Source organism: Sedimenticola hydrogenitrophicus, assembly GCF_025175675.1.
In the GTDB taxonomy this organism is placed as follows: Bacteria; Pseudomonadota; Gammaproteobacteria; order Chromatiales; family Chromatiaceae; genus Sedimenticola; species Sedimenticola hydrogenitrophicus.
The window spans coordinates 26,666-44,135 of record NZ_JANIOA010000003.1 but is presented as its reverse complement, the minus strand read 5'-3'; the positions used below and the strand labels follow the sequence as shown (position 1 = coordinate 44,135).

11 protein-coding genes are annotated in these 17,470 nt (G+C 55.9%); 6 read left to right on the top strand and 5 right to left on the bottom strand.

Going from position 1 to position 17,470, the window contains the following annotated elements:
- Positions 1-60 precede the first annotated feature (60 nt).
- Positions 61-1,416 (bottom strand): PEP-CTERM-box response regulator transcription factor, encoded by a 1,356-nt coding sequence (gene prsR, locus NPX02_RS02995; RefSeq protein WP_260291718.1) that lies wholly within the window; start codon positions 1,414-1,416, stop codon positions 61-63.
- A 17-nt stretch (positions 1,417-1,433) separates the two neighbouring features.
- Positions 1,434-3,563, bottom strand: a complete 2,130-nt coding sequence (gene prsK / locus NPX02_RS02990) for an XrtA/PEP-CTERM system histidine kinase PrsK (RefSeq protein WP_260291717.1) — start codon at positions 3,561-3,563, stop codon at positions 1,434-1,436.
- 243 nt (positions 3,564-3,806) lie between these two features.
- Between prsK and NPX02_RS02985 the strand changes: the two genes are divergently transcribed.
- Complete coding sequence (locus NPX02_RS02985) at positions 3,807-4,844, top strand: SDR family oxidoreductase (RefSeq protein ID WP_260291715.1); 1,038 nt, start codon at positions 3,807-3,809, stop codon at positions 4,842-4,844.
- A 149-nt stretch (positions 4,845-4,993) separates the two neighbouring features.
- Positions 4,994-6,310, top strand: coding sequence for a nucleotide sugar dehydrogenase (locus NPX02_RS02980; protein WP_418067314.1), 1,317 nt, complete (start codon positions 4,994-4,996; stop codon positions 6,308-6,310).
- A 10-nt stretch (positions 6,311-6,320) separates the two neighbouring features.
- Here the strand turns inward: NPX02_RS02980 and NPX02_RS02975 are convergent, their stop codons facing one another.
- On the bottom strand, positions 6,321-7,166 hold the full coding sequence (locus tag NPX02_RS02975) for an ExeA family protein (RefSeq protein WP_260291712.1): 846 nt from the start codon (positions 7,164-7,166) through the stop codon (positions 6,321-6,323).
- Positions 7,167-7,782: 616 nt separating this feature from the next.
- Between NPX02_RS02975 and NPX02_RS02970 the strand changes: the two genes are divergently transcribed.
- Positions 7,783-10,242: an AAA family ATPase gene (locus NPX02_RS02970; protein ID WP_260291711.1), complete on the top strand. Its 2,460-nt coding sequence runs from the start codon at positions 7,783-7,785 to the stop codon at positions 10,240-10,242.
- A 152-nt stretch (positions 10,243-10,394) separates the two neighbouring features.
- Complete coding sequence (locus NPX02_RS02965; RefSeq protein WP_260291710.1) at positions 10,395-12,668, top strand: DUF1631 domain-containing protein; 2,274 nt, start codon at positions 10,395-10,397, stop codon at positions 12,666-12,668.
- Here NPX02_RS02965 and NPX02_RS02960 read toward each other — a convergent pair.
- Complete coding sequence (locus NPX02_RS02960; RefSeq protein WP_260291709.1) at positions 12,646-13,632, bottom strand: GlxA family transcriptional regulator; 987 nt, start codon at positions 13,630-13,632, stop codon at positions 12,646-12,648. The two genes, NPX02_RS02965 and NPX02_RS02960, sit on opposite strands and share 23 nt — an antisense overlap.
- 335 nt (positions 13,633-13,967) lie before the next feature.
- On the opposite strand from NPX02_RS02960, the gene NPX02_RS02955 reads away from it, so the two are divergent.
- Positions 13,968-16,004, top strand: a complete 2,037-nt coding sequence (locus tag NPX02_RS02955; RefSeq protein ID WP_260291708.1) for an NADPH-dependent 2,4-dienoyl-CoA reductase — start codon at positions 13,968-13,970, stop codon at positions 16,002-16,004.
- 9 nt (positions 16,005-16,013) lie between these two features.
- On the opposite strand, the gene NPX02_RS02950 is transcribed toward NPX02_RS02955, so the two are convergent.
- Positions 16,014-16,691, bottom strand: a complete 678-nt coding sequence (locus NPX02_RS02950) for a Crp/Fnr family transcriptional regulator (RefSeq protein WP_260291707.1) — start codon at positions 16,689-16,691, stop codon at positions 16,014-16,016.
- 220 nt (positions 16,692-16,911) lie between these two features.
- On the opposite strand from NPX02_RS02950, the gene NPX02_RS02945 reads away from it, so the two are divergent.
- Positions 16,912-17,295 (top strand): hypothetical protein, encoded by a 384-nt coding sequence (locus NPX02_RS02945; RefSeq protein ID WP_260291706.1) that lies wholly within the window; start codon positions 16,912-16,914, stop codon positions 17,293-17,295.
- Positions 17,296-17,470: the final 175 nt, after the last annotated feature.

Below are 17,470 nucleotides of genomic sequence, written 5' to 3'. Positions count from 1 at the left end.
ACCGGCTTTCCCTCGCTACGATCGGTCAAGCCCGACAGACTCCTAGGCGTCTGTCACCCCTCATGGCTTGATATCGTATTTTTCCATCAGGCTGTAAAGTGTCGGGCGGGTGACGCCCAGAATCTTTGCGGTATCGGAAATATTTGCATCTGTATGGTTAAGCGCCCGCAGAATAGCCCTGCGTTCAGCCTCCCCACGAACCTGTTTTAAATTTAACGGCATCGCCTCCGCATCGGGCGCGACGAGCTCAAGGTCTTCCAGGGCTATCAGCGCGTTTTCCGCCATGATTACCGCCCGCTTTACCCGGCTCTCTATTTCACGCACATTGCCGGGCCAGTCATAGTGTTCGATAGCAAGAATGGCATTTTTATCGAAGCCGCTAATCTGCTGGTTATACTCTTTACTGAAGCGCTCAAGAAACGCCTTGGCCAATACCAGCGCGTCTCCCTCACGCTCCTTTAGTGCCGGTATTTTTATGGTCACCTCACTGATCCGGTAGTACAGATCTTCCCTGAAGCGGCCTTCTTCAATCAGCTGTTGAATATTCTGGTGGGTGGCACAGATGATTCGCACATCGATTGGGATCTCTTCGCGTCCACCGATGCGTTCCAGCACACGTTCCTGAAGAAAACGCAGCAGCTTGGCCTGAAGATCAATCGGCAGATCGCCGATTTCATCCAGAAACAGCGTGCCTCCGTTGGCGTATTCAATTCGACCCCGGGTCTGTTTCGCGGCGCCGGTGAAAGCCCCCTTTTCGTAGCCGAACAGTTCGCTCTCCAGCAGGTTTGCCGGTATGGCAGCACAGTTGATGGCGACCATCTTATGATCGGACCGCGGGCTGAGGTCATGCAGGGCCTGCGCAAAAAGCTCCTTTCCCGTGCCGCTGGCGCCAAGCAGTAGCGTTGTTATATTGGATGGTGCAACCTTCTCGATGGTCCTGCAAACCTTGATCATTTCCGGGCTGGTTGCAATGATGCCGTTGAGTGGGGTTCTGAACTGACCCTTCTGGAGTTTGATATTTTCCTGTTCCAATTCACTTACGTGGTAGGCGCGGTTGATTATCAACGACAGGATATCCGGTTCCACCGGTTTCTGGCAGAAATCGTAGGCGCCAAGCGCAATCGCCTTTACCGCATTTGTCCGGTCATTATCTCCCGTTACCACGATAATCTTCGTGCCCGGGGCAATGAAGAGTATCTCCTCCAGGGTTGCAAGTCCCTCGCTGACGCCGCCTGGGTCGGGCGGCAATCCCAGATCAAGCGTTACAACCGCGGGCTGGTGACGCCGGATCTGTGTAATAGCCTCTTCCCTGTCGCCTGCGATCAGCACCTCAAAATCATCGAAACACCACCGGAGTTGACTCTGTAGGCCAACATCGTCCTCAATGATTAACAGGTACTTACTCAAGTCCGTCACACGCTACCCCACTGTGGCTAGTCCGTTATTACTAAGGCACTCACGCAGGGCAGGGCGATACGAAAAATCGAACCTTCCCCCGGTGTACTTTTGACACTGATATCTCCGCTCAGGCTACGGATATACTCCCGGCTCTCATACACGCCGATCCCCATACCCGTCAGGCCCTTGGTGGAGTCAAAGGGGTGAAAAAGGCGTTGCTTGATGAACTCCTGATCCATGCCGGTGCCATTGTCTTCGACCTCCACCACGACCATATCCCCAGCAGGTGTCACGTTGATAATAACATGTCCGTCATTGGGTGTGGCATCCTGGGCGTTTTGGATAATATGGCCGAATACCGTCGCCAGCTGTTCCCTGTCTGCCCGGACAAAGAGTTTTTCCGGAGGCGGTCTGAGGAGAGGGGCGGGTTTTCCTGCAGCATGTGCGGTTGCCACTTCTTCCAGCAGTGCGCCCAGATTGATTCGCTGTGAAGTGTTGCCCCGCATACCGCTCTTCATCTGTTCCATCAGGTTGGTCATGCGCATGACCGAGTTTCTGACCGTACCGATCACATCATCTATGAATTCCGGCTTATGTTTATGTCGCTCGGCATTCGAAATGATCAGCGACTGTTGCGCAAGAATATTCTTGAGATCATGTACCACGTAGGCGGACAGCCGATTAAATGCCTCGAACTGCCGCGCCTGGGTCAGCGCCTTTTCGGAAAAATGCTGCGCCAGATGGCTGGCCGCCTGTTGACCGGCCATCTTCAGCAGATCCCTGTCCTCCCAATTGATGGACTGCTGTGACGTAGAGTGGGCGATGACAATGAAGCCAAAAATGCCGTTCTTGAACAGCAGTGGCACAACCAGCCAGGCATTCTGCATTCCAGTCAGCCAGGCGGGTGGAGTGAAGCCGCCATAAAGATCTGGATTCCTTTTGAATTCCTCCAGGTCAACCAGCCACTGATTCTTCTCCAGAAAGGTGCAGAGCGAGTCATTTTCCGCTGTGATCCCCTGCACCGGTTCGGGTATGTTCAGGCTGCTGGTGAATTCGTATCGGCCGTTGTCACGTCTGATCCAGAGCGCGCCCCCGGTGCTGTTGACCAGAGCCGACATCGCTCGCAGGATCCTGCCAGGTACCGCATCATCGCTATCGGCAAGCGTCTGGGTGAACCGCAGCCACTCCTCCCGGTAGTCATATTTGTAGTTGAAGAAGTGCTTGCTCAGGAAGACCCTGAGCTTGGCCCGTATGGTCCCGGAAAACAGGATAATAAGAAGCAGCGCACCGGTGCCGCTCAGGAACGCTATCTGCAGCGTGGAACCCCATGAGCCGCCGTAAAAGCGGATGTAATAACCTGCCGATGCCATCACCAACAGGTAAATCCCGGCCGCGATCAGGGTGACGGATTGAAAAACCACGTTGCGGGAGATGTAGATGTCCAGTGACCATTTGGGGTTGCGCGCTACCGAGATTGCTATCAGCGGGACCATTAAACCGTTGACTATACCCCTGGCATTCCACAGAGCCGGGTTAAGCTGCTTGAACAGAAGGGCATCCGCGAACATGAAAAAGTCATAGGAGAATATGCAGCCGATGCCGATGCAGAGATGCTTGATCGCCCAGCGTTGCTCAAGGGCGGAGTTTCTGAAGAGCTGCTCCAGCAACAGCAGGGCAATAATATTAAAGGCGACCCAAATTCCCAGTGTGGCATCATGGCCGATCAGGCCGGGGTTCGCTGTTAGCGTCCCGATCAGGGGAATGACGACCGTAATCACACTGGCTACGGCCAGAAAAGCGGTGAACAGATTTATCGGGGTGACACGCAACAGCCCGCTCAGCTTCTGACTGCTGTTGGACTGGACGCTTTTCAACAGGAACAGGCACCAGAAGGCATCCCGACCCAATTCCAACAGCTGCAAGATACCGGGAAAAGTTATGATGCGTAGCGCAGAGAGTGCGGAAATCCCCGCCCAGAGGCCGGAAAAACTGCTCGCCAGAATCAGCAATCGGCCGAGCGAACGGCCCCGCCAGGAGGTGATGAGCAGGCCCGTCAGCGCCGCAAAGGCTATAAAAGCAAATAGATAACTGAAGAATCCTATATTCAATGCAGCATGCTCTGGTTGTTTTAATTGCGATGCAGGGCAAGCGCAGCTGTGCTGCAACGGTGGTGCATCATCGTTTCAATTGTACTCCGGTGTCCGGGCGTAATTGAATACCCCGCGGAGTCGGAGGGGAGATAAGGAATTGTCACTCATGTTATCTTATTCCACTGGCCCCGGGGGGTGTTTGAAAGTACAATCTGCAGGATTATTAACAGCTTGTTATAAAATACCCAGGGCTGATCCACGGCACGCCCGGATGCCCCAGGACAGGGCGGCATCAGCAGGGTGAGGTAGGGCTAGAAAATGTCAGTATTCATGCAAGTTCGGGACGAACTTCGGGGCAATCCGCGTACCTGGTTGATTACCGGTGCCGCCGGTTTTATCGGTTCGAATCTTCTGGAAGAGCTGTTGCAACTCGACCAGACGGTGGTGGGCCTGGATAACTTTGCCACCGGTCATCGGCACAATCTGGAGAAGGTCCGTGGCCTGGTCAGTGACACACAATGGCAACGGTTTACCTTCCATGAACTGGATATCAGGAGCATTGAACAGTGCAGGATCGCCGCCGAGGGGGTTGACTATGTACTGCATCAGGCCGCCCTGGGCAGTGTCCCCCGCTCAATCAATGATCCGTTAACCACCAATGACACCAACAGTACCGGTTTTCTCAATATGCTGGTCGCGGCCAGGGATGCCGGGGTGAAGCGGTTTATTTATGCGGCCTCTTCCTCGACCTATGGGGATCATCCGGGCCTGCCGAAGCAAGAAGAACTGATAGGCAAGCCGCTCTCGCCTTATGCGGTGACAAAGTACGTCAACGAGTTATATGCGGATGTATTCGCCCGAACCTACGGCGTCGAGTCGATTGGTCTGCGTTATTTCAACGTGTTTGGGCCACGCCAGGACCCCAAAGGCGCCTATGCCGCGGTAATCCCGCGCTGGATAGAGGAGCTCTACCGGGGGGTTACCTGCCGCATCAACGGCGATGGTGAGACCTCCAGGGATTTCTGTTTCATCGGCAATACGGTGCAGATGAATCTGCTGGCGGCAACCACATCCAATCCGCAGGCAGTAAACCAGGTCTACAATGTGGCATACGGTGCCCGTACCACGCTGAATGAGCTTTTCAGCGAAATCAGGGAACGGCTTGCCAAGTGCTATGCGCGCGTCGCCGATGCACAACCGGACTATCTCGATTTCCGGGCCGGCGATGTCCGGCACTCGCAGGCGGATATATCCAAAGCGGCGTCGCTGCTGGGCTACTCCCCGTCCCACGATCTGCAGCAGGGACTGGACGTGACCACCCGCTGGTTTCTGGAGGAATTAGAGGCGGACGCCTGAAACGGACAATGTAAAAAAACGGACCTGGCTACACCGGTAAGGGCTAAAATTCTAACAGCTCCCTCTTTATCGAGTGCGAACCGGAAGAGTCGACTCAGGTCGCCATAATGACCGGCCCGCTGTAACGGGCTCAATAAATATCAGGAATGATGATGGACAAAATTGCAGTCGTGGGGCTTGGCTATGTCGGTTTACCGCTGGCAGTGGCGTTTGGTAAGAAGCGCGATACGATCGGTTATGATCTGGATGAGCGAAAGCTGACCAATTATCGGAACGGATCCGATCCCAGCGGCGAAGTCGAGCCGGAAGATCTGGCCGTTGCCTCCTACCTCGAATATACCAGTGATCCATCACGCCTTGTCGAGGCGTCAATCATTGTGGTGGCAGTACCGACCCCGATCGATCATGCCAGAAAACCCGACCTGAGCCCGGTTATCGGGGCTTGCCAAACGCTGGCTGCCTATCTCAAGCCCGGGGCCACTGTGGTATTTGAATCAACGGTCTATCCGGGCTGCACCGAAGAGGTCTGCGTACCGATTATCGAGCAAATATCCGGTATGCAGTGGGCCGGCCGTGACGGAACCGACGGTGGTGATCGCCATAGCGGATTCTATATTGGATACTCTCCCGAACGGATCAATCCCGGGGATAAGGAAAATCGGCTTGAGACCATTGTCAAGGTGGTCTCCGGAGATACACCGATTACCCGGGAACTGGTCGCCGAACTCTATGAAAGCGTTGTCACGGCGGGCGTATGCCGCGCCTCCACGATCAAGGTCGCTGAGGCGGCCAAGGTTATCGAGAACACCCAGCGTGACCTGAATATTGCCTTGATGAACGAACTGGCGATGATTTTCCACAAAATGGATATTGATACCGTTGATGTGCTTGAGGCCGCCGGTACGAAATGGAATTTTCTGCCATTCCGCCCAGGCCTGGTCGGGGGGCACTGCATCGGGGTTGACCCCTATTACCTGACCTACAAGGCAGAGGCGGTTGGCTATCACCCCCAGGTGATCCTTGCCGGCCGTAAAACCAACGACGGCATGGGCAAGTATATTGCCGAGCAGACGGTGAAGCGGATGATCCGTGCCGGTCATTCGGTAAATGGCGCCAAGGTGGTGATTCTCGGTCTGACATTCAAGGAAAACTGTCCGGACCTGAGAAACTCCCGGGTTGTGGATATTATCGATGAACTGAAAAGCTACAACGTCGATGTATACGTGACCGACCCCATGGCCGACCCGGAGGAGGCGGTCCACGAGTATGGCGTCCAGTTACATAGTTGGGATCAGTTGCCGCAGGCCCAGGCAGTGGTGCTGGCGGTAGGCCATAGTCAGTATCAGTCGCTCTCGGTAGCGGACTTTGCAGCAATCATGCATCAAGGTGCGGTAGTAATGGATGTGAAATCCAAGCTGGACAGAAGCGCATTCGCCAATGCCGGGATCGAGCTCTGGAGACTCTGATCCAATCCGGTCACACGGCGATATGCGGCAATGGCGAGGGTAACATCTGATCGCTGATCATCTGCTCCAGAACCGAATTGATCTCGTCCGGGCCGATGGAATGCAGACCTTCCGTCATCCCAAACAGAAGCATCTGACTGCAGATGAGATTGATCAGGCGCGGGATACCGTGGCTGTAGGTGTGAATGACCGGGAAGATATCATCCGCCAATTGTGGGTCGTTATCCCAGCCAACCTGGATTAGTCTGTGTCGGATATATTCACCCGTGCCGCGTTCATCAAGCGGTTCGAGGCAGAGCACGGCATTAACCTGTTGATAAAGCCGCTTAAGGGTTTCCGCGAGTACCAATTCACGCAACGGCTCTCTGCCAATAAGAAAAATCTGTATCAGCGGTTCCGATTGCCACCTAAGCTCCATCAGCCGCTCTATCTTGCGCAGAGCTTCATTCTCCAGATTTTGCGCCTCATCGATGAGCAACAGGAGACGTCGGCCGGCGTCGCGCATCCCCAAAAGCCGGGCCCCCAGTTCATCTATAATTTTCGACTCATCGCTGATCAGTGAGTCGACGCCGAAGCTGAAAGCGATCATCCTGATCAGGTCAGCAGATTGCAATTGGGTGGAGACCAGGTCTGCCGTGACGATATGCTCATCCTTGACCGAGTTGGTGAAGTCTCTCAGCAAGGCCGTCTTACCCGTTCCTGGCCTCCCGGTGACTAGTACAATGCCCTCGCCGCGACGCAATGCATAGAGCATGTAGGTTTTTGCCTGGATGTAACTGGCGTGCCTATAGATGGGTTTTGTGTTTGGACTGAGGCGGAAGGGGTCCGCTTCCAGATGATAGAACTTTTCATACATGGTTATGTTTATGGCAATGTCTGCCATCCTTGTTGTTGATACCGGCCAGCCCTTTTCCGCTTTCTGATACCCTGGTTAGTTGCTTCCCTGGCGAAATTTATTTCACACGGGTCCGCTGAGCGTAGCAGTTGACTCGCCTGTTGATTATACCCCAGGCATGCACTCTTTTACGGGTCTGCTATCCTGTTTACACAGCAATGTATTCGTGCCGTGTGGTTCACAGGACGTTATAGCAGTAACTGCCCCTACAGGTTAATACGCTAAATCCTGGAGTCTGCAGTTGTTCACATTGGAAGCTATTTCTTATTCGAACGTCCTTCATAATTTATGTGCCCGGATTTAGCCGGTATGATAAATATCACCCTAATGTACTATTGTATATATATAAGGTAACATACTGATTATCTGTAATTTGATCACATTTTTCCATGCCGTGAATTGATCCTGTTGTGTTGTTGAGTGGAATAGGGGATCCTGTGGCGGCAGCCGATTTATGGAGAGTCACCGGTCTTATCGCTTCCCGATTGGGATCTGCAACAATAGAACGAAGCGGTCGGGGAAAATAATGATTCAACAACGCGATGGCGTATGCCTGACAAAGGATTGATCGTGTCTTATGTATGAGTCTTTCTACAATCTGAAAGCCGAACCGTTCAGGCTGAGTCCGGATCATCGGTTCTGTTTCAGCCATAAAAGTTATGCCAAGGCCAAGGCATATATGCAGTATGCCATCCACAGGGCGGAAGGCTTTGTGATGGTGACAGGTAAACCCGGGACCGGTAAGACCACGCTGGTAAATGACCTGGTTGATGGATTGTCACAATCCAAGATCGTGGTGGCTACCATCGTCAGCACACAACTTGAGGCGGATGATCTGCTACGGCTTGTGGCATGTAATTTCGGACTTGACATCGATGCGCCGAACAAGGCGGTTGTGCTTCAGGGTCTCTCTGTGCGACTTCGACGTTTTCATGAAGAGGGCACCCGGGCACTGCTGATTATTGATGAAGCACAGGACCTCGCTGCTTCAGCACTCGAAGAACTCCGGCTATTAACCAACCTGCAACTGAACAATCAGCCGTTGCTGCAGATCTTTCTTATAGGCCAGGAAAATCTGCGTGACCTGATTCAGAAACCGAGTATGGAGCAGGTTCACCAGCGTCTGGTGGCTGCTTGTCATCTTGATTCACTAAATGAGCCGGACACCAAGGCCTACATCAGGCACCGCCTGGATCGTGTCGGCTGGAGGGATAATCCGACGATCGATGAGGGTGTCTACCCGCTCGTGTTCCAGTTCAGTAAGGGCGTACCGAGAAGAATTAATCTTATATGCAGCCGTTTCTTGCTCCACGGTTGCGTGGAGGAAAAACATCGTATCCGTGCCGCCGATGTAAGAACCGTGGTGGAAGAGTTGCAGCACGAGCAGTTGGCACCGGCCGGCTTTAAAGCGGAGCTGCCATCGCTGATGGATGATGAGGAGTCGGACCTGTATCCGGGTACGGATAATAATTCGCCAACCGCGCCTGCGATTGGGCGGACCGAAGCTGATGTGGCCATGGCAGATCGGGCTGCCGGGGAAGTCCCGGTCGCTACCGTACCGCCATCGGCGCCATCCCGCCAACAACCGCGCGACGGTGAGATCCCCCATATCTGCTCGCTTGAGGAACATACCGATCTGGAAGGGGGGCATTCTCCCGAGCTGACAGAAGACCCCGACGAGGATGTGATTCAGGAAAATTATTTCTCGCTCACCGATGCCCTGGACCTGCCTTCAGAGCCGATACCTATCCGCCAACCCGTTGAAGCAGTGGTTACCGAACAAGGTTATGGTGACCGGTTCGCCAAGGCGCAGCGTGATAAAATGACTGCCGACCCAAGGACTCACTATTACAACGAATATCAGGTCGACACCTATCCCCGCGGTGCCGCCGGCAGAAGGCGGAGTTTACTGGGTATAACGCTGCTGTTTCTGTTCATACTCGTTGCGGTATCGATAACGCTGTACGTGGTTCGTCCGCCGATAATTCAAGACAGTATAGAAAGAATTGAACAGAAAATCGGCGGCTCCATATCCAGCCGGAGTGAACTGGTGGCGGCGCTCACTCCGGACCGAAAACCGGCGAATATCAACACCAACAATAACAACGCGCAGGATAAAGAGGCGACGGACCTTACCAGGCAGGAAGGGGCGACGCTACCCGCGGAGAGCGTGCGGGAGACGGCTCCGCCGTTGCCCGCACGCACCCTTGTCGGTCAGACCGAACGCGACACACCGCTAGACGACAGGGTTGTCAATGAACAAAAAAAAACGGTGCCGGATATTGAGCTAAGTGTTATTTCCGCCCCTGCCATAGTGGATTCGGCTACGAATCCAGACAATTCCGTACCACCGAATCCGGATACGATGGCCGATACCCAGGTGCCACTTATCCCCGTTGCGCCGGCCCCTGTGGAACCCGGGAAAGTCGTCCCGGAGGAGCCATCGATTCCGCGCACACAAGCCACTGAACGGATTGCGGACACGGAGGAACAGCCCGTTATGGAGGGAGCGCCCACGGCGGGTGACCCGCTCCCCGTCGACAGTGTTCCGCCACCACCCGCGGATCAGCCGGCCTCCCTGGTAGCAGTGGACTCCATTACTGATGAGGGCTCCATCAACGGTGCGGTCAGCCCGGAGACGATACCGACCTCGTACGCTTTGCCGAAGAAGCGCGATGAGACCCCGCGCACGCGCGACAGCGACCGATTACGCTCCGATCAGCGCGCCCGGGAGACGGTCCGCCCCCCGGCTGAACAGGCCAGCGGACAGCGACCGGAGCAACAGGTTTTCTTCAGCAGCAACAGCATTGCCGTTGGAGAGGAGTATGCCGACCAGTTGTCCGAAGTGGTGGAGTGGTTGGAACAACACACCGAGGATACGGCCCGGATCATCGGCTATGCGGATAACAGCGGGAACCGCTATTATAATCTGGAACTCTCATTCAAGCGCGCTAACGCCGTCGCCGCCTATCTCGAAAAAAAAAAATTGCCAAAAGCCGCCTTTATGTTGAAGGACGCGGGGTTTATCCAGTGCTGAAAATCCCGGCCGACAATAGGGCAAGCGCACGACACATGCAGCGGCTTGTGAAGATAGTCATCGTCCCGCCGGGTGACTGAGCCGTCACCCATGTATGTTTTTGCACAATTCCTCCCTGCAGATACGAAAGGTAGGGTGGCGCGTGATATGGCATGAATAGAGCGTCAGCAGATGTTTTGCCGAAGTACCGCCAGCTGGTGACCGTCTACGAATCGGCGACGCGGGATCACCTGAAGAACAGTCTTGCGCGGATGTTTTCCGAGGTCGAACCCACGATGATCGATTTCGCCAGCAAGGCGGAGACGGATAATGCCCAGACACGCTTTTTTGACGCCATCAGTCACATACGTAACTTGAGCGGGGTCATCACGCGCAACTACTTGCACGCCCTGACAACTGGTTTCGGGGAGTTTATCAACGGCCAGCCGATTCATTATCCCAAACCGATTATAGAGACGGATAGTGCCGGTCAGATAGGCATTGTTGATGATAATGACCTGGAGGTGCACATCGCCATCCAGGCGATGATAGAGAAATCGAAAAATTTACACTACCAGTCGCTCTATCAGCTTGGCCAGCGTCTGGCGGTTATCCGCCAGGGCAGGAAACTCGCCCGACCCGATATTCCCGCCAGCCCAGACCATCTCGCGATAACCTTCCAGAACGTCGCCGCCGATTTTGCCCTGGAACATAAACTGTTGCTCATTCTCTACGTCCTGTTCGATAAGCGCGTACTGGGGAATGTCGGTGCATTATACGTGGAGATCAACCACCTGTTTTCCGAGGCCGGAATCTACCCGCATCTGGCGCCCATGGTTACCCTGATCCCGGGCAAAACAGAGAAACGACGCGGGCAGACATCGACCGACGAAAAAGCGGGGGAATCAACCCTCACGGAGTTTTTGCCGGCTGAACGTAGCGCGCCGTTGACCAATGAGGATTTTGCCATCGGGGCGGAGGTATTCCAGTCAATACTTTCGCTATTGACGGAGCGGCTCAAAGCCGATCCACGCTTTAAAAACCATCCGGAATATCGTCCGGACGGCAACCTGGCGCAGCTCAGAAGCAAGCCGGATCTGGTACGGGCGATTAACCAGCTTGATACGCCCAGACATTTGGACATGGGCGTGTATGCAACCGCCACGGCGGCTGCGGCGACGGCGGCCGATCGCAACGCGGTAACGATTGCAAACCTGCAAAAGCGGATTGCCAATGAACGGGAGGTAATCTACAGGCGGCTGGATACCAATACCATCCCGACGGCCGATCTGGACACGATAGAACTGGTCGGCATGCTGTTCGAACATGTGCTTGACGATCAGGATCTGGCCAGTATCACCAAGGCGCTTATTTGTCACCTGCACACGCCTTACCTGAAAGTGGCTATTCTTGATCAGAAGTTCCTGTCCAATCCTGAACATATCGCCAGAAAACTGCTGAATCTGGTGGTGAATGGCGGTCGCCGCTGGGTCGATGAAAATAATCTCGATGCGGGTATTTATCACACCATGCGCGACATGATTCAGACCATCATGGGTGATTTCAAGGATGACGTTTCAATATTTGAAAAGTTCCATGACGCATTCCTCGATCACCTGCGGGCACTGGAACATAAAACAAAAATACTCGAGGAGCGGACCAGGGAGGCCACCCAGGGCAAGGACCGGCTGGAGTACTCCCGATTGCGCGCCGATGCGGTGTTGCGACAACAATGTGCCGGGGTGCGGTTCCAGCCGGTGCTCTGGGGCTTTCTCTCATCGGTCTGGAAAAACTACATGACCCTGCTGCTGTTGCGGGATCAGAAGATAGAACAACAAAGGCAGTGGCGAACTGTCCTGATGGTGATCAACAGTATCATCAAACTGAATAACGCCTATGCGGATGCCCGTACGGCGGAGTGGCTGAAGCATGCCTGGCCGGGATTGAGGAAAAATATCGAGTCGGGGCTCAATTTTCTCGGCGACAACAATCCTTCGGAATATGTTGCCCTGCGTGAGGCAGTCCAGGGACTGCTGCAGGGGAGGGTGACCGCAGCCGTTGAGAAGGTGGCCGTCCGTTCCGACACGCTTGCCAGGGTTCATGCTGAAAAAACGGCGCTCAACACCGCGCACTCGAAAAGATTAGCGGCGTGCCGGGTGCAGGTGCAACAAACCGGTATCGGCACCTGGTTCGAAATCACCGCGCTGGATGGTAAACTACTGCGCGTGAAGAAGTCCTGGTTTAGCCCGATAACCAATAATCACATGTTCATTGATCGCTTCGGCTCCAAGGCCTTTATCCTCTCCACGGATGAGCTGGTCAAGCGGCTGGACAACGGGAACGTACGCATTATTACACCCAACCGGTACCCATTCGTTGATCAGACCCTGAAGAAGATCTACACGCTGTTGCGGACCGGAAAGTCTATCTCCGTTGTTGGTGACTGAAAGCGTTACGGTAATGTTGGGGTGAAATGCCGGTTTTACGCTTGAACAACTTCATAAATGAACTGCTGTCTTCATAACCCACATTCTGGGTAACCCGTTCAATCGGCATCCGGCTGGATTCCAGGATTTTTTTCGCCGCCTCTATCCGCAGTGACTGAAGGTAGGCGAGGGGCGTATCCCCCGTCGCCTGCTTGAACCGTCGCTTGAAGGTCCGGGAACTCATGCCAAAGCGTTCACCCAGCCGATCGATACTGATCTTCTCCGCCAGGTGAGCCTCCATCCACTGCTGGGCGGCGAGGACCGCTGCATCCTGGTGGTACTTCTGGCCCTGGCTGGTGGTGTACGGCGCCTGGGAGTGTTGCTTCCTCTCGATTACCAGCGCCTTGGCGGTCTGCACCGCAACGTCATGCCCGAAGTGCTGCTCAACGAGAAACAGGGAGAGATCCAGCCAGGCGCTGCCGCCCCCGGCGCACAACAGATCGATCTCATTGGTAATGAGCTGTTCCGGCCTGAGTCTTACCCGCGGGTAACGCTCGCGGAAGCGCTCCACATAGCCCCAGTGGGTGGTCGCCCGCTTACCATCCAGCAGGCCGGTTTCAGCCAACAGAAAACTGCCGGTGCAGCTGCTGACAATCTGGCTACCGTTACCGTGCATCTCCCGCAGCCAGGTGATGGCCGCGGCATTGTTTTCCAGCGTCCTGTCGATATTGGCGCCGATGGGCGGGATGAATATGATATCGCTCTCGCTTATTGCCGTGATGGCGGCATCCGGCTGCAGCGAGAGGTGATTCAGACAGCGAACCGCATGACCATCCTGGGATGCCAGTTGCACCTGAAAGCACGGCGCTGAAGTGGTTTCCTGAATCCTGTTCCAGGTAACCCCGACCAGGCTGAACAGATCCAGTACCCCGGTGATTACGGAGGAGAAGGCATAATCAAAGCAGTACAGGGTGATTTTTTTCATCGGGCAGCCATCATGGCATTAATAGCCAGTAAATTGTCATAAGTGACAATTGCACAGCGCGGCCAAGGATGCAATTCTTTGCACAGTGTAACTACTCGCCCGGTCTGTAAGTGATTGACCTGCCTTGTTGGCCGATCTTGATGGCGCCTCGAATCCGGTCCCTTTTTCAGATTCAAGCCTGCCCTTGTTTGAGCGAAGCGAGTTTGGGCAGGCGCTGAAAATGGGGCCGGATTCGAGGAGATAAGCCATCGTGTGAGGCCGGCAAGGCGGGCCAATCACCCCGTGAGTAGTTACTGCACTGTTTCTTTCCGCCAAGCAAGGTTACAACCCTGATCATGACAACCCCTTATCCCCATCTGCTTGAACCGCTCGACCTCGGATTCATCACCCTGAAAAACCGCGTCCTGATGGGCTCCATGCATACCGGACTGGAGGATAAAAAGACGGATTTCCCCAAGTTGGCGGCCTACTTTGCCGAGCGGGCGCGGGGCGGCGTCGGACTGATGGTGACCGGCGGCTTTGCCCCGACCCGGGCCGGCTGGCTGTCGCCGTTCGCCTCCAAACTGACCAATCGGCTTGAACTCGGCCGCCACCGGCTGGTGACCGACGCGGTGCACCGGGAGGGGGGCAGGATCTGCCTGCAGATCCTGCATGCCGGCCGCTATGGCTACACGCCGATCAATGTGGCGCCTTCGGCGCTGAAGTCACCCATCACCCCATTCAAACCCCGCGCACTCTCGGCCCGGCGGATACGCAAACAGCTCGACGGGTTCGTCCGTTGTGCCCGCCTGGCACAGCGCGCCGGCTACGACGGCGTGGAGGTGATGGGCTCCGAGGGATACTTTCTGAACGAATTCCTGGTCACCCATACCAATCGGCGCGACGATGCCTGGGGCGGCGCTTATCCGAATCGCATGCGCCTGCCGGTGGAGGTGGTAAAACGCATCCGGGCCGCGGTGGGCCGGGAGTTCATCATCATATTCCGGCTGTCGATGCTGGATCTGATTGAACAGGGCAGCAGCTGGGAGGAGGTGGTCACCCTGGCCCGGGCGATCGAGGCGGCCGGCGCCAGCCTGATCAATACCGGCATCGGCTGGCATGAGGCACGTATCCCGACCATCGCTACCATGGTCCCCCGCGCGGGCTTCACCTGGGTCACCGGACGCCTCAAGGGCGAGGTGGGGATCCCGTTGATCACTACCAACCGGATCAACACCCCGGAGGTGGCGGAAGCGGTGATTGCGCGGGGCGACGCCGACATGGTCTCGATGGCCCGTCCGATGCTGGCCGATCCCGCGTTCGTGCATAAGGCGGCGCAGGGCCGGGCCGATGAGATCAACACCTGCATCGCCTGTAACCAGGCCTGCCTCGATCATATCTTCTCCCATCAGCGGGCCACCTGTCTGGTCAACCCCAGGGCCTGCTACGAAACCGAACTCAACTATCCCCCCACCGAGCGGCGCAAACGCATCGCCGTGGTGGGGGCGGGGCCGGCCGGTCTGGCCTGTTCGACCCTGGCCGCCGGCCGCGGTCACGAGGTGCACCTGTTCGAGGCCGATAGTCGGATTGGCGGTCAGTTCAATATGGCCCGGCGCATCCCCGGCAAGGCCGAGTTCGACGAGACCCTGCGTTATTTCACTCGTCAGATCGAGCTGACCGGGGTGACCCTGCACGCCGGGCGGAAGGTGAACGTGGAGGAACTACTGGCCGCCGCCTATGACGAGGTGGTGATCGCCACCGGCGTCCTGCCCCGGACCCCGACAATCCGCGGGATCTCCCACCCCAAGGTGCTGAGCTATATCGATGTGCTGCGCGAGCGTAAACCGGTCGGTGAGCGGGTGGCCATCGTCGGCGCCGGGGGGATCGGCTTTGATGTCGCCGAGTACCTCACGCACGCGGAGACGGCGACGCCCCCGGAGGAGGTGGTCGATGCGTTTCTCGGCGAATGGGGCATAGACAAGAGCCTGGCCGCCAGAGGCGGCGTTGCCGGGGTACAACGGAAGGCGATAGTGCCGGGGAGAAAGATCTATCTGCTGCAACGCAAGGCGAGCAAACCCGGTGCCGGCCTGGGCAAGACCACCGGCTGGATCCACCGCACCACCCTGAAGCACCGCCAGGTGGAGCTGTGGGCGGGGGTTCAGTATGAGCGGATCGACGATCAGGGGTTGCATCTCCTGGTCGATGACAGGCTGCGGTTGCTGGAGGTGGATAATGTCATCATCTGCGCCGGTCAGGAGTCGCGAACGGGGCTTTATGAGGCGTTGCGGGAGCAGGGCGTAAGCGCACACCTGATCGGCGGCGCCAAACTGGCGGGTGAGCTGGATGCGAAACGGGCGATTCGTGATGGCGCGGAGCTGGCCGCGGTATTATGAGGAGTGCCCTTACGCCTCAAAGGATTTTAACGCATCGATATCCAGTACAGTGATGGCACCGTACTTCACGTCGACGATCTTCTCCGACTGCAGCACATGCAGCGCCTGATTGACCCGCTGGCGGGAGATGCCGGAGAGATTGCCCAGCTCCTCCTGGGAGATTTCCAGCTTGTAATGCATGCCGGGATAGAGCTCATGGTTGAACATGGAGGCGAGGGAGCGGGCGACCCGCGCTTCCGGCGACAGGAAACGGTCATACTCCATATAGCCGATAAACTGGCCGAGGCGCTCGTTGAAATGGGTGAGCAGGAAACGGTTGAAGCCGATGCTCTCTTCCAGCAGGGTGAAAAATGTCCGTGCCGGCATGAAGGCGATACGGGATTTGCGTAACGCGACAATGTCGTAGCGCCGCGGCTCTCGTTTCAGCAGCGAGCCTTCGCCAAACCAGCTGCCGGACGGGATGCCGGTGATAAAGGAGATCTGTTTGCCGGTGTGGGATTCACAGGAGATCTTGGCCAGGCCTTCAATAATCCCGACCCACTCTTCAGAGGGGGATCCTTTACGGCAGACGATATCCCCCGCATCGTAGTGCTTCTCATACAGCGTGCCCCTGACCAACTGCTGTTGGGCGGGCGTCAGGCTCGCCATCCAGGGGCTCGCGCCAAGAAACTGTTCCAGGGATTCCATGGCTCCAAATGTCATCTGAATGACAGAAAGCAGAGAAATGAGTTGTTATGATAGCAGAACACAACGGAATGAAGTATCTAAGCTGATATTACGCTTAATACAAATATTTTATAATAAAAACAGTAAGATGAGATGTGTCGGCCGTTTACGCCTGTGTGCCGTTTTGTCCGGGTGCTGAAGCTGGCCGTGATCAAAGGCGAATACTATGGAGCATTGTGATATGTCTGCACGTATGAGTTTTTCAGTCGTAAATGAGGCCTCTACCTTTATCTCTCCCCTTCCCATTGCACAGAACGATGCGTCCAGCGAGATGGATGATGCCGCCATCCAGATTCCCGATGATTGCTGGGAGCCGGTCGATTTTCTCGATGGCGATGAGACCGGGATACCGAGCCAGCTGCTGGCGACCCTCCATGTCAACACCTGTCCCATGCACTTTGAGGCCTACCTGGTGGATGAACAGGGCGAGATCTGTGATCCCCGCCACCAGCAGGCGATCACCCTGGTCAAGGCGGCCTTGCGGGATGACGAACCCTGGAAGAGCTTCAACTATGGCGGCCATGAATATGTGATGATCGCCATCCCGTTCGGCATGGGCCGCTGAACGACGACAACGGACCGTTACCGGGCGCCCGCAGGCGCCCCGTTTCCGGCTGACTCCATCCCGCCAGGGACGCCTGCCTCCCAAGGAGTTACGCTATCCTGACGCCTGTATGCCCGGCCTGATTCCAACCCCTCGGCACGCAGCCCTCATAGCGAAGCCAAAGGTCTGTGTTTAT

Bases quoted from the DNA above. Each gene is read 5' to 3' on its own strand.
- NPX02_RS02955 (WP_260291708.1), top strand. From the start codon at position 13,968: ATGACAACCCCTTATCCCCATCTGCTTGAACCGCTCGACCTCGGATTC.
- NPX02_RS02985 (WP_260291715.1), top strand. From the start codon at position 3,807: ATGTCAGTATTCATGCAAGTTCGGGACGAACTTCGGGGCAATCCGCGT.
- NPX02_RS02975 (WP_260291712.1), bottom strand. From the start codon at position 7,166: ATGTATGAAAAGTTCTATCATCTGGAAGCGGACCCCTTCCGCCTCAGT.
- NPX02_RS02970 (WP_260291711.1), top strand. From the start codon at position 7,783: ATGTATGAGTCTTTCTACAATCTGAAAGCCGAACCGTTCAGGCTGAGT.
- NPX02_RS02960 (WP_260291709.1), bottom strand. From the start codon at position 13,632: ATGAAAAAAATCACCCTGTACTGCTTTGATTATGCCTTCTCCTCCGTA.
- NPX02_RS02980 (WP_418067314.1), top strand. From the start codon at position 4,994: ATGATGGACAAAATTGCAGTCGTGGGGCTTGGCTATGTCGGTTTACCG.
- NPX02_RS02965 (WP_260291710.1), top strand. From the start codon at position 10,395: ATGAATAGAGCGTCAGCAGATGTTTTGCCGAAGTACCGCCAGCTGGTG.
- NPX02_RS02945 (WP_260291706.1), top strand. From the start codon at position 16,912: ATGTCTGCACGTATGAGTTTTTCAGTCGTAAATGAGGCCTCTACCTTT.
- NPX02_RS02950 (WP_260291707.1), bottom strand. From the start codon at position 16,691: ATGGAATCCCTGGAACAGTTTCTTGGCGCGAGCCCCTGGATGGCGAGC.